Annotated in this window: 19 protein-coding genes; 9 read left to right on the top strand and 10 right to left on the bottom strand. The window is 44.8% G+C overall.

Features of this window, described 5'->3' with window-relative positions; translation table 11 throughout:
• Positions 1–261: 261 nt before the first annotated feature.
• From Aso01_RS15245 to tyrS, 3 genes are all read right to left on the bottom strand, one after another.
• Complete coding sequence (locus Aso01_RS15245) at positions 262–2,196, bottom strand: bifunctional metallophosphatase/5'-nucleotidase (protein ID WP_004933538.1); 1,935 nt, start codon at positions 2,194–2,196, stop codon at positions 262–264.
• Positions 2,197–2,426: 230 nt separating this feature from the next.
• A complete protein-coding gene (locus Aso01_RS15240; protein WP_004933535.1) occupies positions 2,427–2,681 on the bottom strand; it encodes a hypothetical protein in 255 nt (84 codons plus the stop codon).
• A gap of 513 nt (positions 2,682–3,194) precedes the next feature.
• A complete protein-coding gene (gene tyrS, locus Aso01_RS15235) occupies positions 3,195–4,427 on the bottom strand; it encodes a tyrosine--tRNA ligase (RefSeq protein WP_025095821.1) in 1,233 nt (410 codons plus the stop codon).
• A 61-nt stretch (positions 4,428–4,488) separates the two neighbouring features.
• Between tyrS and Aso01_RS15230 the strand changes: the two genes are divergently transcribed.
• The gene (locus Aso01_RS15230) at positions 4,489–5,619 is read left to right on the top strand and encodes an anhydro-N-acetylmuramic acid kinase (protein WP_004933530.1); all 1,131 of its coding nucleotides are present in this window, start codon (positions 4,489–4,491) and stop codon (positions 5,617–5,619) included.
• Positions 5,620–5,679: 60 nt separating this feature from the next.
• On the opposite strand, the gene erpA is transcribed toward Aso01_RS15230, so the two are convergent.
• The 3 genes from erpA to Aso01_RS15215 all read right to left on the bottom strand — a co-directional run bounded on the left by erpA (position 5,680) and on the right by Aso01_RS15215 (position 8,409).
• Positions 5,680–6,015, bottom strand: coding sequence for an iron-sulfur cluster insertion protein ErpA (gene erpA / locus Aso01_RS15225; protein ID WP_004933526.1), 336 nt, complete (start codon positions 6,013–6,015; stop codon positions 5,680–5,682).
• A gap of 130 nt (positions 6,016–6,145) precedes the next feature.
• A complete protein-coding gene (locus Aso01_RS15220) occupies positions 6,146–7,153 on the bottom strand; it encodes a putative solute-binding protein (RefSeq protein ID WP_004933523.1) in 1,008 nt (335 codons plus the stop codon).
• A gap of 245 nt (positions 7,154–7,398) precedes the next feature.
• Positions 7,399–8,409: a putative solute-binding protein gene (locus tag Aso01_RS15215; protein WP_004933520.1), complete on the bottom strand. Its 1,011-nt coding sequence runs from the start codon at positions 8,407–8,409 to the stop codon at positions 7,399–7,401.
• 378 nt (positions 8,410–8,787) lie between these two features.
• Between Aso01_RS15215 and Aso01_RS15210 the strand changes: the two genes are divergently transcribed.
• The gene (locus Aso01_RS15210) at positions 8,788–10,722 is read left to right on the top strand and encodes an ATP-binding cassette domain-containing protein (RefSeq protein WP_004933517.1); all 1,935 of its coding nucleotides are present in this window, start codon (positions 8,788–8,790) and stop codon (positions 10,720–10,722) included.
• Between the two features lie 55 nt (positions 10,723–10,777).
• Here the strand turns inward: Aso01_RS15210 and gyrB are convergent, their stop codons facing one another.
• The 4 genes from gyrB to dnaA all read right to left on the bottom strand — a co-directional run bounded on the left by gyrB (position 10,778) and on the right by dnaA (position 17,097).
• Complete coding sequence (gene gyrB / locus Aso01_RS15205) at positions 10,778–13,246, bottom strand: DNA topoisomerase (ATP-hydrolyzing) subunit B (RefSeq protein WP_004933512.1); 2,469 nt, start codon at positions 13,244–13,246, stop codon at positions 10,778–10,780.
• 47 nt (positions 13,247–13,293) lie between these two features.
• The gene (recF, locus tag Aso01_RS15200; protein ID WP_004933509.1) at positions 13,294–14,376 is read right to left on the bottom strand and encodes a DNA replication/repair protein RecF; all 1,083 of its coding nucleotides are present in this window, start codon (positions 14,374–14,376) and stop codon (positions 13,294–13,296) included.
• Positions 14,377–14,391: 15 nt separating this feature from the next.
• On the bottom strand, positions 14,392–15,540 hold the full coding sequence (gene dnaN, locus Aso01_RS15195; protein ID WP_004933506.1) for a DNA polymerase III subunit beta: 1,149 nt from the start codon (positions 15,538–15,540) through the stop codon (positions 14,392–14,394).
• A gap of 162 nt (positions 15,541–15,702) precedes the next feature.
• Entirely contained in the window at positions 15,703–17,097 is a 1,395-nt protein-coding gene (gene dnaA / locus Aso01_RS15190; RefSeq protein WP_004933504.1) for a chromosomal replication initiator protein DnaA, read from the bottom strand.
• Positions 17,098–17,759: 662 nt separating this feature from the next.
• Between dnaA and rpmH the strand changes: the two genes are divergently transcribed.
• From rpmH to Aso01_RS15155, 7 genes are all read left to right on the top strand, one after another.
• Entirely contained in the window at positions 17,760–17,894 is a 135-nt protein-coding gene (rpmH, locus tag Aso01_RS15185) for a 50S ribosomal protein L34 (protein ID WP_000831329.1), read from the top strand.
• Positions 17,895–17,917: 23 nt separating this feature from the next.
• Positions 17,918–18,313: a ribonuclease P protein component gene (gene rnpA, locus Aso01_RS15180; protein ID WP_171063717.1), complete on the top strand. Its 396-nt coding sequence runs from the start codon at positions 17,918–17,920 to the stop codon at positions 18,311–18,313.
• Positions 18,314–18,323: 10 nt separating this feature from the next.
• Complete coding sequence (gene yidD / locus Aso01_RS15175; protein WP_004933497.1) at positions 18,324–18,644, top strand: membrane protein insertion efficiency factor YidD; 321 nt, start codon at positions 18,324–18,326, stop codon at positions 18,642–18,644.
• A 5-nt stretch (positions 18,645–18,649) separates the two neighbouring features.
• Positions 18,650–20,398 carry a membrane protein insertase YidC gene (gene yidC, locus Aso01_RS15170; RefSeq protein ID WP_004933491.1) on the top strand — a complete coding sequence of 583 codons (1,749 nt, stop codon included), beginning with the start codon at positions 18,650–18,652 and terminating at the stop codon, positions 20,396–20,398.
• 96 nt (positions 20,399–20,494) lie between these two features.
• A complete protein-coding gene (gene mnmE, locus Aso01_RS15165; protein WP_004933487.1) occupies positions 20,495–21,850 on the top strand; it encodes a tRNA uridine-5-carboxymethylaminomethyl(34) synthesis GTPase MnmE in 1,356 nt (451 codons plus the stop codon).
• A 478-nt stretch (positions 21,851–22,328) separates the two neighbouring features.
• Complete coding sequence (locus tag Aso01_RS15160) at positions 22,329–23,396, top strand: HlyD family secretion protein (RefSeq protein ID WP_004933485.1); 1,068 nt, start codon at positions 22,329–22,331, stop codon at positions 23,394–23,396.
• A 36-nt stretch (positions 23,397–23,432) separates the two neighbouring features.
• Entirely contained in the window at positions 23,433–24,983 is a 1,551-nt protein-coding gene (locus tag Aso01_RS15155; protein WP_004933481.1) for a DHA2 family efflux MFS transporter permease subunit, read from the top strand.
• The last annotated feature ends 183 nt before the right edge of the window (positions 24,984–25,166 follow it).

Here is a 25,166-nt window from a genome sequence, read left to right as displayed (position 1 = left end):
TCTCCAAACCCACAACCTAACCAATCAAGCCAAGTTACTGTTTTTCAACAAGTTTCTATTTGCATCACCGCCGATGGATGTGCATTCTACACCATCCCCATTCCTTTACAACCCCTTTTTTAAATTATTTGCCATGATCGTTTGTTTTTAAAACAAAATCGGCTTTTTTGAACAAACAGCAGGCGATTTTAATCATCTGCTGCTGTTTATGTGTGCATGAACACATACTGAATATGTGGATCGAAGCGATAAATATTGGATTTAAAGCGGACGATCTATAAATTGCTGTGTACTGTATTGCGCTGTCGCCAATTTATTTAGGGTTGGGCGTACATCATGGTTGCGTTTTAAATACTGTAAAAATGCATCGGCATATTCAAGCCCCACATCAATTCGATGTTCGCCTTTAATCGTAGCCAGTGTGTGGTAATAATCTGAACCATTGGCGAGAAAGTCTAAAGTAACTACACGATAGCGCTGCTCCATGTGTAATGGCGTATAGTGCCCTGACGGCATTTGTAACTCTAGATTACCAATACGTTCGCCTTTGTTCTGATTCATATCGACTGTCCAGCGTAGGCCAGCACTATATGGATAGCTTCCCGTGTTGTTAAGGTGAATAACTGCATCTAGTGCATCTTCTAGTGCTGCCTTGATTTCACTTCCGCGCATATTGAGCTGCACTAAAGTGCTGTTATAGGGCAGAACCTGATAGACCCTTGCCACGCTTATTTCGCCTCGATCAAGATCGGTTCGTACTCCGCCACCATTTAATAAAGACAGGTCTGCAGCAAAATAGCTTATACCTTGCTGTAAAAATGCTTCTGCAACCAGTTGTTGAATATCACCCCCATACTGGTTCACGTGCGCATCTTGGTTACAGATATCGCCAAGTCCTGAGCGGTTGATATCACGCTGTGTTCCCGGCACACGGCGCAGGCAAAAGATCTCATCGGCATAAGCCACCAAGCTTTGGCTAAATTGAGTTTTCCTTTCGCGATAGGGCTTTAAAATAGACAGCGCCATCGCATCGGGCTGTATCACACGAAAGGCTGGAGCACGCTGCATTAACGTCTCACCGAGTTGCGTTTGTTGCTGTGTCGTCAGTGGAGCAAGACCACGCTGTTTGGGCTGAAAATCATTGCCAATCAGTATATGCGGCGTACCTTGGCAGGATTTAACCCGCCCCTGCGCATCAAAGTTGACGTTCAGCTCCCCAACCACATAGCTATATTGCCACGCCTGTACGATACAAACCGGATCACCATCACCATTGCGAAGCTGCGTTGGATAGGAGGCCTCTGGCGTAATGCCATAGCGACTCAGTTCACTTGGCCCCAATAGGGTATGCGAATCTCCTCCTACGATCACATCGACGCCGCGTAACTGTGTCGCCAGCACTTTATCCATTTCAAAGCCAACATGGCTTTGTAAAACAATCTTATTAATACCCGTTTGCCTTAAACGGTCTATTTCCTGTTGTGCGCTGCTGAGCTCATCTAGAAATAACGTGTCGGCATTGGGCTGCGATGCATTCTTGGTTTTTTGTGCAATGGTGAGTCCAACAAGGCCAATTTTTTGCCCCTGTGTTTCAATTACAGTCGATTTCTGTACACGACTGCTTTGGTACAACACCGAAGATGGACCAAACTGAACATTTGCAGACAAAACGGCTGTTGGCTTAGCACATTGACCCCGATCCAACGCATCGATAAACGTTTTCAGTCCTTCATCTTTGCCATCAAACTCATGATTGCCAATGGTAAAGGCATCAAAACAAACGGTATTCATCAAGTCCGCATCGGCTTGGCCCTTACTCAGGGTGTAATAAAGATCCCCTGTGGTGGCATCACCTGCATGTAGTTTCAGTTGTGGTTCAGTTTTTGTTTCGAGCTGTTTGATCAATGCCGCGACACGTGCAAACCCGCCACGACTCACGGTATAGGTTGTACTTTGTCCTTGATCGTTGTCGATGCTGAGTTCCATCTGTTCTTCATCTAAATGTGAATGATGGTCATTGATATGCAAAATTTTAAGTGTGCTAGGCGCTGTGGGTGTGGTTGATGTTGTCGCATCAGATGAATGCTGATCACGGCAGCCGACCACTCCTAAACACATGGTGAAGGCAAGCGAAATAGAAAGCAAAGATTTTGCAGTATAGGAAATCGACTGCACATATGAAGATAAGTTGGGCATAGTTTTAACTTTTATCGATAATCAATGTGTTATGAAGACATGATCCTGTAATGAATCAGGATTCTGTTTTTATTATGCAATTCTGACACCATTTTTTAACAATGTTTTTAATCTAACTTCACAATAATAATGATTATTTGAATTTAATAATTTACTTAAGGCTATATTGTTGAAAAGGCCCAGATCATTCTGATCTGAACCCCTGTGTAATTGGTGATCTGGATATAGGGTTAGAATGGACAGCGTACGTCGACTACTTCTCGAATCATCTGCTGTTTACCTTTGTAACTTTCTTCTAAGAAAAACAGTTTCGCGCGCTGTGGTAAGCGTGCAAGTACCATACTAAATAATTGATAATTTTCTGCTATATCGAGCTTATCTAAATAATAATGCGCGAGATGATAGTCTTGCTGTTCGATTGAGTCTGGAGAGGTATTGAATAGGAATGTGATAAGCCAGTTGAGATGTTGTTGATCAAAGCCCATGCTGGTCGCTCCTCTTGGTTTTTAATTATCAAAGTCATGTCAAAGTTAAAATGAAGATGTATAGATTAAAATGTCGATGGCTCAATCGATGCGATATATTTATTTGTGGTATTTGGCCTCCTGTGAGCTAATCAATCTAAATCAAAAGCGTGTAATTTTAAAAAATATCGAATAAACGTCGTTGGGTGAATTGCTAGAATATATTGGTACGCAGTTTCATCTTGTGGGTGTTGTTGACTTCTTTATTAACTTAATTTTGCCGATCTGTGTAGCTTTAATCACCATTCAACTACAACCGTTTTAAAATAATTACAATCGCTCAAACACGATCAGTTTTACAGGCTTAATTTTAATATGCGTTTGTGTCACTGTTTCCACTTTTATAGCATAAATTGATCTGTTTAGAAGTGCCTTGAAGGGTTATTTTTAGCTTTTAAATCCATAGCGTGGCACCGTAAAATCAACAAAAAAAAGCAGATCCTAAGATCTGCTTTTGTATATGCTTAAATTAAATTAGTCGATAAAGGTGACTTGAGCGATGGCCTTTTTACCTGCCTGAATCAGATAGGTTTTATTTTCTTTGACCGAGAAATTTGCATCAACCACTTGCCAATCGACTTTAACGGCTCCACGTGAAACAGCGTCTTTTGCCTGTGCAGCATTTTTGGTGAGCCCAGCTAAACGCACAATCGAAGCGATAAAGATTTCTCCACCGAATTCGCCACGTGAAATCGTGACTTCCGGCGTACCTTCAGGAATTTCACCTTCTGTGATGATATTGCCTGCACCTTTGTGGGCATTGGCAGCAGCATCTGCATCATGGAAGCGCTCCACCAGCTCGAGTGCCAAGATTTTTTTCAAATCTTGCGGGTTACGGCCATTGGCCATTTCATCGAGTAAACCCTGAATCTCTTCAAGTGATTTAAAGCTGAGTAGTTCAAAATAGCGCTCGATTAAGGTATCTGGCATAGAAAGGACTTTTTGATACATCGCACCCGGTGCATCAAATACCCCAATATAGTTACCCAGAGATTTAGACATTTTGTTGACACCGTCCAAACCTTCTAGAATCGGCACCGTAATACACACTTGCGATTCTTGACCGTAGCGTCCTTGCAGAGTACGCCCCATCAGTAAGTTAAAGGTTTGATCGGTACCCCCCAACTCGACATCGGCTTCAAGCGCAATAGAGTCATAACCTTGTACCAAAGGATACAAAAATTCATGAATGGCAATCGGTTGATGATTGTTGTAACGCTTGGTGAAATCGTCACGTTCAAGCATGCGTGAAACAGTTTGCTGGCTGGCCAGTTGAATCAGATCTGCCGCAGTACGCTGGTTAAACCACTCCGAGTTAAAGCGAACCTTGGTTTTGTTTGGATCAAGAATTTTAAAGACCTGTTCTTGATAAGTTTTGGCATTGGCCTCGACCTGCTCACGAGTAAGTGGCGGACGCGTCGCACTTTTTCCGGTTGGATCGCCAATCATGGCAGTATAATCGCCAATCAGGAACGTGACCTCATGGCCCAGATCTTGAAATGCTTTTAATTTGTTGATTAGAACCGTGTGACCCAAATGCAAATCTGGTGCAGTTGGATCGAACCCTGCTTTGATTCGCAGTGGGCGATTTTCTTTGAGTTTCTTGAGCAGATCCTCTTCAGAAATAATTTCATGAGTGCCTCGTTGAATGAGGGCAAGCTGTTCTTCAGCAGGCAAGAAATTTGACATCACAAAACCTAAACACATCAGTTATTCAATTTGTGCGATATACTAACACTTTTTCAGCATATTGCAGGCGAAGTTGCTCATGACAGCGATCTATATTGGGGTAATGACCGGCACCAGCATGGACGGTGTCGATTTTGTTGCTGCTTCATTTGATCCCCTTTATCTACATGCGACCCTGACACTGCCTTTTGATCCAGAGTTACGTGATGAACTGATGGCACTCACACTGCCCGACGACAACGAAATAGATCGTATGGGTAAAGCCGATGTAGCACTGGCGACCATGATTGGACATGGTATCAATACGCTGATTGAAAAAAATCATTTAGATCGGAGTCAAATCAAGGCGATTGGCTCACACGGGCAAACCATTCGACATCGGCCTGAACATGGCTTTACCCTACAGATTGGTGATCCGAATATCATTACTGAGATCACCCAGATTCCCGTGATTTCAGATTTTCGCCGGCGTGATATGGCAGCCGGAGGCCAAGGGGCGCCTTTAGTTCCAGCTTTTCATCAGGCAGTGTTTCAGCATCCTACCATTCATCGGGTGATTTTAAATTTAGGTGGCATTGCCAACGTCAGCTTATTGCCGGCAGGAAATCCGAATGGGGTATATGGTTTTGATACTGGCCCAGCCAATATTTTGATGGATGCCTGGTGCGAGCGCTATACCGGACATCCATTTGACGAAAATGGCAATTGGGCTGCTTATGGTCAACCTATTCGCGGTCTGCTCGAACGTTTACAAGCCCATGCCTTTTTCTCAAAAGAGCCACCCAAAAGTACGGGCCGGGAAGACTTCAATCTGGACTGGCTTGACGATCAACTGGCCGATTGGCGTAATGACGAACTTGAATATCAGGAGCTTGAAGACACGCCAGAAAATGTTCAGGCCACCTTACTCAAGCTCACCACCCGAGCCATCAAAAAAGCCATTTATCGTTCAGATTTAGATACGGGTGAAGTCTATGTATGTGGTGGTGGAGCATACAACTCGCATCTTTTAGAACAGTTGCGCTGGCGTTTGCGCAAGCACCACTGGTCGGTACAAAGCACCAGTGTACTTGGACTCTCGCCAACGTGGGTCGAGGCCACTGCATTTGCATGGCTGGCCATGCGCTTTATGCATCAGCAAGCGGGGAACTTACCCTCAGTGACGGGTGCAGAGGGCTTTCGTGTACTGGGAAGCATCACCCAGCGTTAAACCCGATCGCATAAAAAAATCCCCGTATTGGGGATTTTTTTATGCTGAATCTGGATGGGTTTAAATTGAAAACGATGATCCGCAACCACATGTAGTAGTCGCATTCGGATTTTGTACAATAAAGCGTGACCCTTCTAGTCCTTCAATATAGTCGACCACCGAGCCAACCAAGTACTGATAACTTAGCGAGTCGACCAGCATTTTGACATCGCCATTTACAAATTCGGCATCGTCTTCATTTGGGCTGTCGGCAAAATTAAAGCCATACGAGAAGCCCGAACATCCTCCACCGGTAACGTAAACGCGCAACATGAGATCCTGATTGCCTTCGCTGTCGCGGAGTTGGCGCACTTTATTTGCAGCATTATCAGTGATAACAAGAGCTTGAGCATTCATGACAGGTGTTCCTCAGACTAGATTCAGACATCATCTTTTAAGCATGTGACAGTATAACATATTCAATATGGGGACTGTCTTTGAAGTTTAAACTATATTCTTGCTGTGATGCTATCCTGATCATGCGGGCTTAAGAGCTATAGTTTTCGTCTTGCAAACCACATTCAAAGTTGGCGCGATCTTCTTTACAGCGAAATTGCCATAACAGCTTCATCATGCGTTTATCGTAAATGCCGCGTTTGGTAAGATTTATACGCGCCTCTCGCATCATTTTTTGATAACCCGGTTTGTCGGCAGCAGGCACGTCCATCCAGTATTTTTGTGGAATATCGGCTTTCATCTTGCCCAAAATACCAAATGCACGCGGTAACTGCCCTTTTATCCATTCTCGAGATTTTTGGCCAAAGCCATCAGGAAACTTATCTTTACGAATAATAATGTTTCCGGTTACTTGCAAGATCGGGTAATTCACAATTGCGCCCGTGCTGCCAAGCCCCTTGTGTAGCTCAAGTGGTTTAAAGGCCGCCGCCGGGGCGCCAATAATATCCACTTGATGGTTGTTGAATTTGGCACCAAAGTTGGTGACATCTGCACTCACGGCCTGCGCACCAATTTGCTGCACCATAATTTTTTGAGCTTCGTCATAATCGAGCACTGCAATTTTTTTGCCTGCAGCTTTGGCAACGGTATTGATACTACGGTCATTGACCAGCAAGTACGCATCACCAACAGGAATCACCCCTGCGACTTCATATTGACCATTCACCATGTATTTGGCAAAGGTCGGGCTGGCGAGTCCCTGCATGATTTTAACTGCCAACTTCAGATCTGTAATTGCCCCAATGGCATCGAGCGAGCCGGTAAACCCGTTAAATTGGCGCCCACGCATGCCGGTAATACTGACCGCATCACATTTGCCCGCCTTAAAATCATCTGCAATCACGGCTTCATTCTGCGCGACTCGAAGTTCAATATCGGCACCCCAGCTTTTAGCTGCCAGTTGGTAATCTTTCATTAGGTTGTATACATCGCCATTTTTTCCGACCAAGTCGAACACACAGACGGTTTGTTTGGCATTTGCTGCACTGGCACCAGTCATAACGAGGGCTGCACAGAAGGTTTTGGAGATCCAGTTCATCATCATGTCCTTTGATGGTGTTATTGATTGCTCAAGACGATTCGGTTTTATAGTCATGTCTTAAGTGGTTGTTGTTATCTGCTCGACACGGTGCAGGCAGGTATGGCACAAATTCAAATATGCGCACGGCACTGGGTCATGATTAAGCTTAGCGTTTCTGTTGTGTGAAACAATGGCTGAAATGACAGCAAAAAATACATAAAAAAAAGCCCGGAAATTTCCGGACTTTCTTTTTTAAATCAAGCTTATTCGCCAGGCATTGCACATTCGAAATTGGCTTTATCAACCGAACAACGCGCTTTTTTCAATACCGACATCATTTCGGCATCGTAAATACCACGTTTAGTGAGGTCCATACGGCCATCACGTAAAAGTTTCTGATATTTCAGCTTGTCATCGGCGTTTAGATTCATTTTGTACTTGGCTGGAATTTCAGCCTCTAAACGATTGATCATGGCAAAGCTCTTCGGCAAGCGTTTAACAAACCAGTCACGTGATTTTTGTCCAAAGCCTTGCGGGAATTGATCTGGACGAATCACCAAATCGGCAGTCACCTGAAGAACCGGGAAATTCCACATCACCCCGTTTGCACCCAAACCTTTTTGTAGCTCTAATGGCTTATACGCATAGGCTGGGGCACCAATAATATCCACCTGACCATTGTTAAATTTAGCCGCGAAGTTTGAAATATCGGAAATTACCGCCTGTGCACCCACACGCTGCACCATAATTTTTTGTGCATCGTCATAACCGAGTACCGCGAATTTTTTACCCGCTGCTTTTTCAATCGAGTTAATATTTTTATCGCGGACAAAAATGAAAGCCGAACCTAATGGTGAAATACCAGCCACTTCATATTTTTTACCACCCAGATTGGTGGTCATTTTGGCGGCATTACGACCATCGAGTACATAGCTGATCGCACGCTGGGCGATCTGGTTATTCGGAACACCGCCTAGTGAATCGATTGAACCAGCAAACTTATTGTACGGACGCGCACGCATGGCGGTCATGGCCACGGCATCACATTTGCCGGCTTTGAAATCGTTGTCTGCAACGGCTTCATCCTGACGTGGCACCAAATTGATATCGGCGCCCCAGCCTTTGGCAGCCAAAGCCCATTCTTCCATCATTTTGTATGATTCACCCGATTTACCCAGTAAATCGAAGACACAGACATCGACCTTCGCAGCTTGTGCTGTTGCAGATAGGCCACAAATTGACGCAGCGGTGAGCGCGAGTGCAATTTTCTTCATCTTATGATTCCTTTAATTGACTTTTTTTAGTTCAGGGTATCCTTTCACCCCAAATATTAATGTTGTTGTCTGAAAAAAAATAGAGCTTTTACTCCATTTTTTTGTGGCAAAATGAATAGTTTTACGAATTAATCGTGTTTTATCGCACATTTTTTATTCATATTGTTTCATTGCCATATTATTCATTTTCTTTAATTATTTGTTTTTTAATGGATAAATAAATTATTTGATCATTTCGATTCTTTTTTCCTATGGACTGCCGAGTCACCTTTTGACTTTAAACGATCTCGCGTATTGTTGTCGAGATGAAATTTTTGTCTTCATCTGCGGATGTCTTTAGAATAGCGCTACTGTTTTCTGCATAGCGTCACTTTCTCCATGATTCAACTTGATCAATTTTCAGTTCGCCGTGGCGGACGCGTCTTATTTCAAAAAGCTTCAATGCAATTGCATCCGGGCTGGAAAATTGGTCTCACGGGGGTCAACGGGGCTGGAAAATCCACCCTGTTTGCTGCGTTGTTAGGCGGCATAGAATCGGACAGCGGCAGTTTAACCCGCCCGAATGTCTGGACTGTGGCGCACATGGCACAGGAAATTCAAGCACTGAACATGAAAGCGATCGATTTCGTGTTGTCGGGTGATGAAGAATACTGGACCATTCAGCACCAACTTGAGCATCCAGATCAACTGAGTAACGACGAGCTGGCACACCTATACAGTCGTTTTGATGAAATTAACGGTTATGCAGCCGCGGCCAAGGCATCCCAGCTTATGGCTGGTTTAGGATTTTTCGACTATCAGTCACAATACGATGTCGCAAGCTTTTCAGGCGGTTGGCGAATGCGCTTGAATCTGGCACGTACACTGATGAGTCGCTCAGATTTACTCCTGCTCGACGAACCAACCAACCACTTAGACTTAGACGCGATTTTGTGGCTGGAAGACTGGCTCAAGGCGTACGAAGGTACTTTGGTGTTGATTTCGCATGACCGTGATTTCCTCGATGCAATTACCGATCATATCCTGCATATCGAAAATCAACAGCTCACGCTATATACCGGTAATTACTCCACCTTTGAAACCACACGTGCAGAACGTCTCGCCCAACAACAACAGGCTTTTGAAAAGCAGCAAGAAACTCGCGCACATCTACAAAAATATATCGATCGTTTTAAAGCACAGGCCACCAAAGCTCGTCAGGCACAAAGCCGTATTAAGCAGTTAGAGCGGATGCAAGAACTCGCACCTGCCCATGTAGATACGCCGTTTACCTTTAGCTTTCGAGAGCCATCGAAAATGAGCTCACCACTGCTGGCACTTGAACACGCCGATATTGGTTATGGCGATAAATTGATTGTGACCAATGTCAATTTACAAATTACCCCGACCAGCCGGATTGGTCTACTGGGTATGAATGGTGCCGGAAAATCGACGCTGATCAAATCGCTAGTGGGTGATTTGGCGCTACTGCGGGGCACACGTTATGCCTCAGAGCTGCTCAATATCGGTTATTTTGCCCAGCATCAAATGGATGCCCTAGACGGTGCAGCCAGCCCAATGTTGCAATTGTCTCGTATTGCGGATAAAAAAATCAGTGAAGCCACACTGCGCGCATTTCTAGGCAGTTTTGGGTTTAGTGGTGAACGTATGGATACGCCGAGTGAGAGTTTTTCAGGCGGCGAGCGTGCGCGTCTGGCATTGGCATTGATTGTATGGCAGCGCCCTAATGTGTTGATTTTGGACGAACCTACCAACCATTTGGATCTGGATATGCGTCATGCCCTGACCATGGCATTACAGGACTTTGAAGGTGCCGTGGTGCTGGTGTCGCACGAGCGTCAATTGATTGCCAGTGTATGTGATGAATTGATTTTGGTTCATGCAGGCAATAGTCGTGATTTTGATGGGGATTTACATGATTATGCCGACTGGCTTCGTCAGGCCCGTAATGATCTGATGAAACAAGGTCAACAGCCGGCAGCGCCAGTTCAATCCAAAGTTGAGGCACAACCGGTTATTTCAAAACTGGACAAAGAAGCACAGCGTAAAGAAGCTGCAAAACGTCGTGAACAGACGCGTCCGATTCGAAAAAATATTGAGAAGCTTGAAAGCCAGATCGGTCGCTTGCAGCCGCGTTTGGCTGAAATTGAAATCGCACTGGGCGATAGCTCAATTTACGATGCGGCACGTAAAGATGAGTTACTCAAACTCATGAACGAACAAACCGAGCTTAAACAACAGCTTGAACAGGCGGAAGAACAAATGCTCGGGCTCATGATGGAGCTGGAAGAACTGGAAAGTTCCTTTGATTAAGCCAAGCACACTGAAATAAAAAAAGGCGCCTTGAGGCGCCTTTTTTTATTGAGCATTAAGCATCGATATCGGCATTTAATGCATTTTCTTCGATAAACGCACGACGCGGTTCTACGTCATCACCCATCAAACAGCTAAACATACGATCTGCTTCAATGGCATCATCGATGGTCACTTGCAGCATATGACGGTTTTCTGGGTCCATAGTGGTTTCCCATAACTGCTCAGCATTCATCTCGCCTAATCCTTTGTAGCGCTGAATCATCATGCCACGACGCGAGTCTTGCAAAATTTGCTGCCACACCTGATGGAAATTACTCACAGGAATGCGTCGCTCACCTTTTTGCAAATAAGCACCCTCTTCGATCAACTTGAACCAGCTTTTCGAATTTTTTAGCAAACGTGCATATTCGGCTGAATTGAGTAGACCGGCATCGAGCAGGTAATGATGCGGTAAATTGTGGACATAGACCGTGATACGTGGCCAGCAATGAATCGATTTTTCGCCTGTTGGAGATTCACGTTCAAAGCTTTCCAGACTCACTTCAGGACGCAAGCTTGGCTGTAATTTTGCAATCACTTGACCCAGCTGCTCAGCCCATTGCTCGACATACGGACGATCATGGCTTTGATCGGCTTTAAATGGCTCTACTTCAAGCAAGCCATCGAGTAAGGTCGCAGGATAACGCTGGGTTAAACGTTGCAAGCTCTTTTGCGATACCTTGTAATCGTCAATCACGCTTGCCAAAGCTTGACCCGTAATGGCTGGTGCATCGGCGCTGATGTGTAAGGCCAAGTCATCGATGGCATTCGAGATTAAGAAGGTTTCGAGTGCATCGTTGTCTTTGAGATACTGCTCTTGCTTGCCTTTTTTGAGTTTATATAGAGGTGGCTGCGCAATATAGATATGACCACGCTCGACCAACTCCGGCATTTGACGGAAGAAGAATGTAAGCAGCAAGGTACGAATATGCGAGCCATCGACGTCGGCATCGGTCATGATGATGACTTTGTGATAACGCAACTTATCTGGGTTATATTCTTCGCGGCCAATACCACAGCCCAAGGCCGTAATTAAAGTACCCACTTCCTGACTTGAAATCATCTTGTCGAAGCGCGCACGTTCCACGTTCAAAATTTTACCTTTGAGCGGCAAAATGGCCTGCATCTTGCGGTTACGACCCTGTTTGGCGCTACCACCTGCCGAGTCACCCTCGACCAGATACAGCTCAGATAATGCAGGATCTTTTTCTTGGCAGTCGGCTAATTTACCCGGCAAACCTGCAATATCCAACGCACTTTTACGACGCGTCATCTCACGCGCTTTACGCGCCGCATCACGCGCACGCGCCGCATCGATAATTTTTCCTGCAATTGATTTCGCCGCTTGCGGATTTTCCAGCAAATAGGCCGAGAATTCCTTGTTCATGGCTTGCTCAACCGCAGGCTTCACTTCACTTGAAACCAATTTTTCTTTGGTTTGTGATGAAAACTTAGGATCTGGCACTTTAACCGAAATGATGGCAGTCAAACCTTCACGTGCATCGTCACCAGTCACACTGACTTTTTCTTTCTTGAGAATATTTTCACTCTCAAGATAGCTGTTTAATCCACGTGTCAGTGCGGCACGGAAACCTGCCAAATGTGTTCCGCCATCTTTTTGCGGAATATTGTTGGTAAAGCAGCGAACATTTTCCTGATAGCTGTCGTTCCACTGAAGCGCAACTTCAACCCCAATACCGTTATCGGCATCGGCAGTAAAATGAAAGATATCGTTGAGGTGGGTTTTGCCTTCGTTGATGTATTTTACAAACTCTGACAAACCGCCTTCATAAGCATAAATATGCTCAAAGTTCACACGCTCATCACGCAATACAATTTTTACACCAGCATTTAAGAATGACAACTCTCTTAAACGACGCGCTAAAATGTCGACACTAAAAATAGTTTGGCTAAACGTTTCCGCACTTGGCCAAAAACGCACTGTTGTTCCTGTGGTGGTGGTTTCACCGACCACTTTAAGCGGATATTTTGGATCGCCGTGCTGATATTCCTGCTCATGAATCTGACCGGCGCGATGAATCGTTAGCTGCAATTTGCTAGATAACGCATTCACCACCGACACGCCTACACCGTGTAAGCCACCAGACACTTTATAGCTGTTGTCGTCAAACTTACCGCCGGCATGCAAAATGGTCAGGATGACTTCTGCGGCAGAAACCCCTTCTTCTGGGTGAATATCGGTTGGAATTCCACGGCCGTTATCCGAGACACTAACCGATTCATCTTCATGAATGGTGACAATAATTTCGTCACAATGTCCAGCCAACGCTTCATCAATCGCATTATCGACGACTTCAAACACCATGTGGTGCAAGCCAGTCCCATCGTCAGTATCACCAATATACATGCCCGGACGTTTACGAACAGCATCCAGCCCACGTAATACCTTGATACTAGAGGAATCATACGCCTTTTCAATTGTTTGTTCTGTTGGAGAGGCAGATTGCGATTCTGAACTCATGGTTTCTCCCTAGCAAAAATTAGGTCTATCCAAAGATGGGTAAAAAATCAACGTGAAACAGCATGAACTTGACCATGGTCAACATTGTATAATTGATAAGAAATAGACAGATCATCTAAATGTTGAGTCACAGCCTGATGATCTAAAGTGGTAATAAAAACTTGACTACCCAATTGGCTCAATCGTTCAATTAAACGTCGTTGCGCGTTACTATCTAATTCTGCTGTCAGATCATCTAATAATACCACAGTTTCCTTATTACTCGCATGTAACATTGCAATCTGTGACAGTTTTAGTGCCATCATGAGCAATTTCTTTTGCCCACGTGACAAGACATCATCCGCTGCACCGAGTGGCGTTTTTAAGCGTAAATCGGCACGGTGCGGACCGTATTCGGTGTAGCGTCGTTCAAGGTCTTTTCCATGATAATTGAGCAGATCCTGCCACAGCCCGACCTCAGTATGAAATCCAGGACTGTATTCCAGCTCGATCTCAAGCTCAGGAAGCAAATGCGCAAGATCTTGCTGAAAAAACCCTTTCCAGCGCTCGACTGTGACCAGACGCTGCGAATGCAGCATTTCGCCGTAATCACTGAGCATTTTGTTCCACGGTTCAAGTTCAGCCAGCGTGAGCTGCCGCTTGGTTTTGAGCAGCATATTACGCTGCTTGAGTGCGCGTGAATAATATTGCCAAGCAAAATAAAACTCGGGTTCCACGTGGAACATCAACCAATCGAGTAGTTGTCGACGCGGCTTGGCGCCGTAATCGATAATGTCAGTACTTTGTGGGTCTAGATGTTGTAAAGGCAATAGTTTGGCCAATTGACCTTGAGTGGCTACGGTGTCGCCATTGACCTTGATCAATTGCTCACCCGATGCCAGCTTTTGCATACCAATTTTTTCAGATATCGATTGGGCAAAAACAATGGCATCCTGCGCATCGTGCTGAATATAATGCTTCGGCATATGCGTTCGAAAAGAACGCCCGGTCGCCAAGAGATGTATCGCCTCTAAAATCGAGGTTTTTCCAGAGCCGTTTGCGCCGTAAAAAATATTAAACGGTTGCAATCCACAGAGAGCAACCGTTTTTAAATTGCGCACACGTTCGATGTTTAAACGCGTAATTTGCATCAGCGGATCGGCAGGTTATACGCGCATTGGCATGACCACATAGGTCTGATCTGGATGCGCAGCGTCTTGTACCAAAACCGACTGATTGGCTTCAGTCATACTCATACTCACATCGTCGCCATCTAAAACATTCAGTACTTCGAGTAAATACTGCGCATTAAATGACATTTCGAGTGGCGTATTTTGATACTGAATTGCTAAATCTTCAATCGCTTCATCTTGCTCTGGATTATTCGCACGCAGTTGTAAAACGTCTGGATTAAAATTCAAAAACACGCCACGCAACTTTTCATTACTCAAGATTGCCACACGCTGCAACGACTGCTTAAAGACATCGTGAGCGATTTGCACATGCTTGTCGCCACCACGTGGAATGACGCGGCGATAGTCTGGAAATTTGCCATCAATCAGCTTGGTGGTAAAGCGTACCGTAATCGGATGCTGCTCTTTGTCACGATTGGCAATATGAATGGTCACATTTAACAGTTCACGCCCAATCAACAGGCTCAGTTGATCATCTTCAATACTTAATAGACGCTGTAACTCGCCCACTGCCTTACGTGGCACAATCGCCTGTACCGCTTGAGTCGCTGTTGAGGACGCCTGAACTTCACATAAAGCCAAACGGTGACCGTCGGTGGTCACTGCACGTAATTGATTTTGATCAATTTCAAGCAAAGTGCCTGTTAAATAAAAACGTACATCTTGCACCGCCATGGCAAAAGATGTTTTTTCAAATAATCGCTTTAATTCACGCTGAGTCACCTGGACCTGTGTGCCCTGACTGCTTTCTGTGGTCAGCAGTGGATAATCTTCAGCAGGTAAAGTTCCCAGCACAAAGCGGCTATTGCCCGACTTTAAAATACAACGCTGATCTTCAGTAATTTGCAGATCAATCAGTGCCGCAGAAGGAAGAGATTTACAAATATCGACCAGTTTACGTGCTGGAACTGTGGTTTCACCGACTTCAAGGCAAGCTCCCTCTGCCAGTGTGGTGCTGGCCACCAATTCCACTTCCAGATCAGATCCAGTGATGGTCAAAGCCTGCGCATTAGCCTGAATTTTCACATTGGAAAGAATATTCAATGTATGGCGACGCTCCACGGCACCGACCACATGAGAGAGAACATTGAGTAAACTTTCTTTGGCTATTTTTAGTCGCACGTTTTAACCCTTAAACTCAAAAAAACTAAAAAGTATTCTAACCTAAATTGTCTGAAAAGATAGGATGAAAATTGCGATCCGATGTTGACGGTTAACACGATTACGAAATGGCCTGAATCACTTGATCAGGCCATGCAGCGATAAAAAGTGTATGAAGAACATCTAGCTTTGCAACAAACGCAGCAAATTCTTGTAATCTTCATTAAAAATAGGATCGTCCTGCCTTAAGCTCTGCACTTTTTCGCAGGCATGCATGACCGTACTATGATCACGCCCACCAAAAGCCATGCCAATTTCAGGGAAACTGTCGCCGGTGAGTTCACGTGCCAAGCCCATTGCCAACTGACGTGGACGGGCATAAATACGGGTACGTTTAGGTCCAATTAATTCTTTTAAAGGTATGCGGAAATATTCACTGACCACACGCTGAATATTTTCCACACTGATGGTTCGCGCACGAATCGCCAGCACGTCTTTGAGTGATTCTCGGACCACATCCAGATCGATCTGCGAGCCTTTAAAGCGTGCAATCGCGACCACTTTATTTAATGCACCTTCAAGCTCACGCACATTGGCCACCACTTGCTGTGCAATAAACAATGCACAGTTACGCGGTAAATCCACGCCGCTGTTCTCTGCTTTTTTAAGTAAAATTTCGATACGTGTTTCAATATCGGGTGGCTCGACGCCCACCGATAATCCCCAAGAAAAACGTGAAACCAAACGCGGATCGAGTTCGGTTAATTCTTTTGGATAACGATCTGAGGTCAGAATAATCTGTTTTGACTCATCAAGCAGCGCATTAAAGGTATAGAAAAACTCAACCAAACTGGCTTCTTTACCGGCCAGCAAATGGATATCGTCGACTAAAAGCAAATCCAGTGAACGACAATTTTTCTTAAATTCTTCTACTTTGCCTTTTTGCAATGAACTGACAAAGTCCTGTACGAAACTCTCTGCCGTCATATACATCACGCGTGCATTTGGCTTGGCTTGTAAGAGTGCATTGCCCACCGCTTGCATCAAGTGAGTCTTACCCAATCCGGTCGGGCCGTACAAAAATAACGGATTATGCTGAGAGGCACCTAACTGTGTGAGCACTTTACGACAAGTTTCGGCAGCCATCTGGTTAGAGCGGCCTTCAACAAATAGCGAAAAGGTAAACAGTGGATTGAGTAAACGCTTTTTTGAATTTAAAACTTTCGCATTCGATGCAGGTGCGGTATCGGTGCTGTCTTTTTTGACTTTATTGATTACGGGTGCTGTGGATAACGCTGCCGTCGTGGTTGCGGGTTGTTCAGCTGGGGATAAAATTGCACCCGGACGTGAGTCGACCAAAATCTCGACCTGACGGATTCGGCCTTCAGACAACTGTTCGGCCAAAATAGAAATTAATTCAAGGTGATGTTCTTGTATATAACGCGTCCAGTAAGGATTTGGCGCGTATAGACGTAGACGATCCTCCATCTCTTCGGCTACCAAAGGACGAATCCACATCGCAAAGACATTATCAGAGAGCTCTTGTCGCAAGCGAGTTAAGCAGTCCGTCCAAAGCATGTGAATCCCCTTAATTTAAATTCAAAAACCACAATATCCACCCACCCTTCTTGAAAAGGGGTGGCCATTCTAACCAAGTTATCCACATCTGTCATGAAGGATTATCTTGATTTTGTCTAAAAAGAAAACGCTTACGCTATAAATTTAAATTCAATTGACTTGTGGATAAGGTTTTCCACATCCTGTGGATAGTTTTTAGGGATAAGTTATCCACAATCTGTGAATGTGATTAAAACAAGCTTATCCACAACCCATCTTATTGGTTTTTAAATTTAAAATAGGCTATTCCACAGAAAAAGTTATCCCTAATAAGAATAAATTTAAATTTTAAAATTTGAATTTATTTAATAAGCGTTCATGTCTTGTGGATAATTTAGCGAGATATGAATTTAAATTCAAATCAAGAGGATGACGCTATCGATCAAGTTAAAGCTGTTGATAAGGTTGAGAATAAGTACCAAATATACAAAAAAATGCCCTAAATCTAAAGTATTAGTTTGTGTATAACTTTTGTGTGATCTTTCAAGTACTAGTTTTGCCAGATATGATCTGAGCTCTCGACAGACATTTAAATGTAAAGATTCCTGTTTTTCATTGACAGTGTAAAGATTGCACAATACAATCGCGAACCTTTACAGAAAGATCAATATGGGAGTTTCGACATGAAACGTACTTTCCAACCTTCGGAATTAAAACGTAAACGCGTTCATGGTTTCCGTGCTCGCATGGCTACAAAAGCTGGTCGTCAAGTATTGGCTCGCCGTCGTGCAAAAGGTCGTCACAGCTTAACTGTTTAATCACAGTTAGCTGATACGATCGGGTGATGACACTTTATAGCTTCAGCACAGAGGTAAGATTACGCTGTGCTGCAGATTACCAAGGTGTGTTTAATGGTGCGCTTTTTAAAGTGCATCAGCCCCACTTCTTGTTTCTTGCGAAACCGTCCGAGCACGCAAAAAGTCGCTTGGGGGTGATTGTCGCCAAGAAAAAAGTGCGCCGTGCGCACGAACGAAATAGAATAAAACGACTTGCTCGTGAAAGCTTTCGCTTGCATCAGCAACACGTCGGTTTACTTGATATTGTGGTCATGCCTAAGATAGGTATTGAAGCGGTATCTAATGCTGATTTGCATCAGCAGCTTGAGTTTGCTTGGCAAAAACTTCTTCGTCAGGCTAAAAAATATCAAAAAGTAGCTGTTTCTCCTTCTTTGCATTAGAGATGCGCCAATGGTTCGTATCCTTCATTGGTTGATTCGTTTTTATCAAATCGCAATTAGTCCGATGCTTGGTCCTCGTTGCCGGTATATTCCGACCTGTTCTCAGTATTCCCTCGAAGCAATTCATACGCATGGTGCAGTCAAAGGCACTGGACTGGCTATTCGCCGGATCTGCCGCTGTCATCCGTGGGGTGGATCGGGTTATGACCCCGTGCCGTCAAAAGCAATTCATTTTATTTCGTTTCAGCAAATAGATTCTCAAACGCATCACGTTGCTGTACCCTTTCGTGATCGTTTAATGAACCTAAATCACTCTAACCACTTGGGGTAATAGATATGCAACAATGGGCCAGGTTTGCAATTCTCGGGGCCATGTTTGTCACGGCATATTTGCTCATTTTGGCTTGGCAAAAAGATTATGGTCATGCAAATACACCCGTACAGCCACAAACGGCTGCTGCAGTGTCGCATGATGTGTCTGCTGATTTGCCAAATAGCCAAGCAGCTGCTACGTCTTCTGACGTACCGCAAGCAAATATTGCTGCCCAGCAAACACCGACAGCTGCTCCAGCATCTGTAAGTCAACAGCTTATTTCAATACAGACTGACCTTTATCACCTTTGGATCAATCCAAAAGGTGGTGATATTGTGCGTATTGAATTACTTAATCATGATCAAAGCAAAAACAGTGATCAACCGTTTGTAATGCTTGAAAGTGATGCCAAACGTACCTATGTCGCACAGTCGGGTTTGATTGGCTTAAATGGTCCTGACAGCAGCCGTGCAGGTCGTCCGGTGTATGATGTAGAAAAATCTGCATACACCTTAGCCGATGCTAAAGAAGTGAAAGACAAAGACGGCAAGCTGGTTAAAACGCTTACTGTTCCAATGGTCTACAAAACAGCAGATGGTGTGGAAATCATCAAGCGTTTTACTTTCAAGCAAGGCGATTATCCAGTTGTAGTGAGCTATCAGGTGGTCAACCGCAGTCAGCAAAACTGGCAGGGTCAAATGTTTGGTCAAATCAAACGAGACAACTCTGAAGATCCAGGCAAGTCTGATCAAGGTATCTTTACACTTGGCACTTTCTTAGGCGGTGCATGGGGTTCTCCTGACGAGCACTACAACAAGCTGAAGTTTGCCAACTTCTCAGACGAGAAGTTAAACGTAGAAGCCAAAGGTGGTTGGGTGGCGATGGTTCAGCACTATTTTGTAAGTGCATGGATTCCAGGTCATTTTGGTGAGCAGGCGTATACCGCCAAGCTTGAGTCGCGCAAATCTGCCGATAACATGAACATTATTGGTTTTACTTCTCCAACCATTAATGTGCCTGCGGGCAAAACCATGACCGTGGATGCGACGTTCTATTCGGGTCCAAAAATCCAATCTGAACTCAAAGATCTGGCTGTCGGACTCAATCAGACTGTCGATTATGGTTGGTTATGGCCAATCGCAAAACTACTGTTTATTGGTTTGCAATTCTTCCATAACATCGTCGGCAACTGGGGCTGGTCAATCATTTTATTGACCGTTTTAGTGAAACTCATCTTGTGGCCGCTGTCGTCGAAGAGCTATCGCTCGATGGCCAAAATGCGTGTGATTGCACCTGAAATGCAGCGTATGAAAGAAGAGTTTGGCGAAGACCGCATGCGTTTCTCCCAAGAAATGATGGCGCTTTACAAGCGTGAGCAAGTCAACCCGTTGTCTGGATGCTTACCGCTGTTGTTACAAATGCCAATCTTCTTGGCCTTGTACTGGGTGCTCATGGAAAGTGTCGAGCTTCGTCATGCACCATGGATGCTCTGGATTCAAGATTTGTCTGCAATGGACCCATGGTTTATCTTGCCGCTTTTGATGGGCGCGACCATGTTCATTCAGCAAATGCTGAACCCGCAACCGGCAGATCCAATGCAGGCTAAAGTGTTCCGCATTATGCCGATCATTTTCACGGTATTCATGTTGTTCTTCCCTGCTGGCTTGGTGTTGTACTGGATTGTCAACAACAGTATTACCATCACACAGCAATGGTTTATCAACAAAAGCGTTGCTAAATCACGTGAAAATAAAGTTGAAACGACCTCGTAATTGAGCGAGACGCAACAGCTGAATAAATCCGCTTAAGATGTTACGCTTAAGCGGATTTTTTATTGAACCGCCTTCTTTTTGTTTTTAGGTTTTTGTATGCACTATCAAAGCACAATCGCCGCAATTGCCACTGCACCCGGGCGTGGCGGTGTGGGTATGATCCGCTTGTCAGGCCCTAAAGCCTACGCAATTGCCGAGCAGTTGACCGCTAAGGCCTTGCCCAAAGCTCGAATGGCTGGCTTTCGACAGTTTTACGATGCACGGGCACAGGTGATGGATGAGGGATTGCTACTGTGCTTTCCAAATCCTCACTCTTTTACTGGCGAAGATGTCGTGGAGATTCAGGGACACGGCGGGCCGGTGATTTTAAATGCCATCTTGGGCCGGCTACTCGAACTTGGAGCACAAGCTGCCAAAGCGGGTGAATTTTCCATGCGCGCCTTTGAAAATGGCAAACTGGATCTGGTGCAGGCCGAGTCAATTGCCGATTTGATTGATGCCACTTCACAGGCCGCTGCACGTTCAGCAGTACGCTCATTACAAGGCGCATTTTCAGTTAAGATCAATGCAGTACTGGAAAAGTTGATCCATTTACGCCTGCATGTAGAAGCTGCGATTGATTTTCCTGAAGAGGAAATTGATTTTCTGGCCGATGGTAAGATTTTGGGATTACTCGATGATGTCTGTGATTCGGTGTCTCAGGTTCAGCGTTCTGCACGTCAGGGACAATTACTACGTGAAGGTTTACAAGTGGTGATTGCAGGTAAACCCAATGCCGGTAAATCGAGTCTGCTCAATGCTCTGGCCGGAAATGAACGTGCTATTGTGACGGATATTGCGGGTACCACACGTGATGTGCTGCATGAAAAAATCAGTCTGAATGGATTGCCCATCACCCTCACCGATACGGCGGGACTGCGTGAGACAGGTGATGTGGTCGAAAAAGAAGGGATTCGCCGCGCCATCAAGGAAATCGAGCAAGCCGATCTGCTGTTATTGGTGTATGACTTGAGTCAAGGTGAGCATCCACTGGATTTGGCGCGGGAATATTTTGCTGAGCATTTAGATCCGCGTCGGCTGGTGCTCATTGGTAACAAATGTGATTTGATCGATACCCCTTCGCATGCCGAGCAGTTTGAAGGCTTTCGACATGTATGGGTTTCGGCCAAACAAGAAACCGGTGTTCAGGCGCTCATAGAAGCGATTACAGCGCATGCGGGCTTTCAACCTGAAGAAGATACCTTTATTGCCCGTACTCGTCATATCGATGCAATGAAGCGCACTCAGCTACATTTGCATGAGGCACGTGAGCAACTGGTGGTGTATCACGCAGGTGAGTTGGTGGCCGAATCGTTGCGTCTGGCTCAAAACGCTTTATCGGAAATTACCGGTGAATTTAGTGCCGATGACTTGTTAGGCAAAATTTTTGGCTCATTTTGTATTGGCAAATAATAGTCATTCTCATGTATAATTCAAAGCATTTCCCTTTGTTTAGGGAAATGCTTTTTTATTTTTTTTATCATTGATTTTCAATCATTTTTTTAATTCTTCTTTTTAATATTTTCGCTTAACTTGAGCAAATTGCACCCAAAATAATGAAAAATTCGGTAAATCAGTTAATTTTTCATGTAATTGACACGATTCACAATACACACTATTGTTTGTGACCCAGGGGTTTAATGATTATTAATTTGACAATTTACGCACTTCATTTGGGTTAATGTGTCAAATAGATAATAAAATTTAGATGAAAAATCACTTAATAATAATGTGTAGTTAGCGGGAAAGCATACGATTAGGGCAGCCGCCTGTAGGGGAATCGTGCGACCTGTTTTTTCATTCTATTCAAGCTCCTCACCCATGATGCATTGATGCATGTTGCTGTATAAAAAATAAGCATTTAAATTAAAGTGTTATAAGGTCAGACACAATGGATGAGCTTCCTGTTCCGCATGATCAGCCAGAACCTGATTATGCTCGTCGGAAAAAAATCGCTTGGGGGATTTTCACCCTTTTGTTTTTAGGCATTCTGCTGGGGGTGTTGTATTACTGGTTTGTGTATCGTTTCTATGAGTCGACCGAAAATGCCTATGTTAAATCAGATTTAACTTGGATTATGCCCAAGGTTTCTGGTGAAGTGCTGGCACTTTATGTTCATGAAAATCAAACGATTGAAAAGGGTAAGCCACTGGTTGCACTGGATAATCGCGATTTACAAGCCCGTGCAGATCAAGCCAAAGCGATGGTGAATCTGAAACAAGCTGGTCTTTCAGTACAAACTGAAAATGAGAAATCCGCACAGGCCAGCATTCAAGAAGCCCAAAGTGCACGTGATGCGGCAGCGGCAGATGTAAGCCGCTTGAGCGCAGATTTTCGTCGTTATCAGCAATTACTGAAAGAGGGCGTGATTACACGTCAGCGTTTTGAAGCCACTCAGGCTGAATATTTGACTGCACAGGCACAGTTAAATAAGGCACAGGCAGCGATTCAAGCTGCACAGGCTCAGTTTTCCAGTGTTCAGGCGGGACGCACACAATTGTATGCCGATCTAGACAACGCCAAAGCCACCGTCAAACTTTACGATATCGATTTAAATGCTTCTGAAATTGTCGCGCCAGTATCTGGAAAAGTCGGCAGTCTCGCTGTTCAGATTGGTTCCAGAGTTAATCCACAAACTCGCCTGATGGCGATTATTCCCAAAAATAGCCTGTATGTAGAGGCCAATTTTAAAGAAACCCAGATTGAAAAAATGCGCGCAGGACAACGCGTGAGCTTGGTACTCGATGCCTATCCGAGTCTGACCTTTAACGGTCAGGTACAAAGTTTCTCTCCTGCTTCTGGTGCAACCTTTTCTATGATGCCGCCAGATAATGCCACGGGTAACTTTAACAAGGTGGTGCAACGCATTCCAGTGCGTATTTCGATTCTTCCACATCCGCAGATTGATCTGATCAAACCGGGGATGTCGGTGGTGGCCAAAGTGGATTTGAGAAGTTAACGAGGCTCAAACCATGATGCATGAGGATCGAACCACATGACCGTTTCAGCTCAGACTAACCAGTGGAATTTTGCACCTCGCGTGGCGTGGGTGATTTTTGTTGCCATGATTTTTGGCAATTTTATGGCCATTTTAGACATTCAGATTGTCGCCAGTTCACTCAACGAAATTCAGGCAGGCATGAGCGCCAGTCGCTATGAAGTCACTTGGGTGCAAACGGTCTATCTGATTGCTGAAATTATCGCGATTCCGATGTCGAGTGTTTTGTCGCGAATCCTTTCAACCCGTGTTTACTACACCTTGTGCGCGGTCGGATTTACCTTCAGTTCACTATTATGTGCACTGGCATGGAATCTGGAAAGCTTATTGGTGTTTCGCGCCTTACAAGGCTTTATGGGCGGCGGGATGATCCCGACATCTATGACCGCGCTATTTTTACTGTTTCCCGAAGCCAAACGTGCAGTGCCATTGGTGCTGTTTGGAATGATCAGTACCTTGGGGCCCGCGATTGGGCCCACGATTGGTGGCTGGCTCACCACCAATTTTTCGTGGCACTGGATGTTCCTGATCAATATTATTCCGGGGATTATTATTTCGGTGGTGGTGTATGCCAATCCCGCGATTGACCGTGCCAATTATAAATTGGTTCGAGAACTGGACTGGTTTAGCTTGGTCGGCATGGCCATGTTTTTGGGAGGACTGGAGTATTTCCTCGACGAAGGTGGTCGCTATGACTGGTTTGCCGATGTCGGTGTACGGGTCGCGTTTTTGGTGAGTCTGTTGGGCGCGATGATTTTCTTTTATCGCAGTTTTGTGACCCCCAAACCTTTGCTGGACCTCAGTGTATTTAAAAATAAAAACTTCACCTTAAGCTGCATGATAACGTTTGTGATTGGCATGGCCTTGTATGGTTTGGGCTACATGATTCCAGTCTTTCTAGGGCAAGTGCGTGAGATGAATAGCAGCCAGATTGGTCACATCATGATGGTCACCGGCATTGTGATGTTCTTCTTCGCGCCAGTGCTGGCATGGTTAATTCCAAACTTTGATGCGCGTAAAACAGTTTTTGTGGGCATGTTGATGGCGGCATTTGGTGTCTGGCTGAATGCGCATTTAACCATTCAAAGCGATTACGATTTTATGTTTTGGCCGCAAGTGTATCGGGGGATTGGCCTGATGATTTGCCTGATTGTGATTTCACAGTTGGCCATGAGTACCCTGCCCGAACACAAGATTGCCGATGCCAGTGGAATTTATAACCTGATGCGAAACATTGGCGGAGCCGTAGGGCTCGCGCTGATCAATTCACGTATCGACTGGCTGACGGCATGGCACAGCAATGAACTCAATAGTGGCCTCACTCCAGACAACTGGATTTTTGTCGAAAAGATGGCGCAATTGAAGGCGCAGTATGCTGAATTGGGCGATCTTTCCGAGCAGTTGGCCACGCAAGTCATTTACAAGCAGGTTCATTATCAGGCTCTTGCATCAAGCTTTAACGATTTATTGAAACTACTGGCCATGATCATGCTGGTGATGGCTTTTCTTACCTTTTTTATGGATCGGGGGAAAAAAGTCTCACTCTAAATGTTCAGGTTAGTGACCTATGGGGAAAAATATTGTTGCAGTAAAAAATAAGGCAATCCGGCCACTCGCTCTCAATGCTGGATGCCAGTTTAAACAAGAAATGTTTATTCATTATCAAAAATAATAGGGGTCAGTTTGATGTCATCTATCGAATTAACACAAGCCACCGAGGTGGTGAGCACA

Origin of the sequence: Acinetobacter soli (genome assembly GCF_000760595.1) — a bacterium.
GTDB classification, from domain to species: Bacteria; Pseudomonadota; Gammaproteobacteria; order Pseudomonadales; family Moraxellaceae; genus Acinetobacter; species Acinetobacter soli.
Note: the sequence above shows the minus strand (reverse complement) of the source record. Positions and strands in the feature narration are given on the sequence as shown.

Bases quoted from the DNA above. Each gene is read 5' to 3' on its own strand.
- erpA (WP_004933526.1), bottom strand. From the start codon at position 6,015: ATGAATGCTCAAGCTCTTGTTATCACTGATAATGCTGCAAATAAAGTG.
- Aso01_RS15245 (WP_004933538.1), bottom strand. From the start codon at position 2,196: ATGCCCAACTTATCTTCATATGTGCAGTCGATTTCCTATACTGCAAAA.
- yidD (WP_004933497.1), top strand. From the start codon at position 18,324: ATGGTTCGTATCCTTCATTGGTTGATTCGTTTTTATCAAATCGCAATT.
- Aso01_RS15240 (WP_004933535.1), bottom strand. From the start codon at position 2,681: ATGGGCTTTGATCAACAACATCTCAACTGGCTTATCACATTCCTATTC.
- Aso01_RS15220 (WP_004933523.1), bottom strand. From the start codon at position 7,153: ATGAACTGGATCTCCAAAACCTTCTGTGCAGCCCTCGTTATGACTGGT.
- tyrS (WP_025095821.1), bottom strand. From the start codon at position 4,427: ATGTGTTTAGGTTTTGTGATGTCAAATTTCTTGCCTGCTGAAGAACAG.
- Aso01_RS15230 (WP_004933530.1), top strand. From the start codon at position 4,489: ATGACAGCGATCTATATTGGGGTAATGACCGGCACCAGCATGGACGGT.
- gyrB (WP_004933512.1), bottom strand. From the start codon at position 13,246: ATGAGTTCAGAATCGCAATCTGCCTCTCCAACAGAACAAACAATTGAA.
- Aso01_RS15210 (WP_004933517.1), top strand. From the start codon at position 8,788: ATGATTCAACTTGATCAATTTTCAGTTCGCCGTGGCGGACGCGTCTTA.
- Aso01_RS15155 (WP_004933481.1), top strand. From the start codon at position 23,433: ATGACCGTTTCAGCTCAGACTAACCAGTGGAATTTTGCACCTCGCGTG.
- recF (WP_004933509.1), bottom strand. From the start codon at position 14,376: ATGCAAATTACGCGTTTAAACATCGAACGTGTGCGCAATTTAAAAACG.
- Aso01_RS15215 (WP_004933520.1), bottom strand. From the start codon at position 8,409: ATGAAGAAAATTGCACTCGCGCTCACCGCTGCGTCAATTTGTGGCCTA.
- rpmH (WP_000831329.1), top strand. From the start codon at position 17,760: ATGAAACGTACTTTCCAACCTTCGGAATTAAAACGTAAACGCGTTCAT.
- mnmE (WP_004933487.1), top strand. From the start codon at position 20,495: ATGCACTATCAAAGCACAATCGCCGCAATTGCCACTGCACCCGGGCGT.
- yidC (WP_004933491.1), top strand. From the start codon at position 18,650: ATGCAACAATGGGCCAGGTTTGCAATTCTCGGGGCCATGTTTGTCACG.
- Aso01_RS15160 (WP_004933485.1), top strand. From the start codon at position 22,329: ATGGATGAGCTTCCTGTTCCGCATGATCAGCCAGAACCTGATTATGCT.
- dnaA (WP_004933504.1), bottom strand. From the start codon at position 17,097: ATGCTTTGGACGGACTGCTTAACTCGCTTGCGACAAGAGCTCTCTGAT.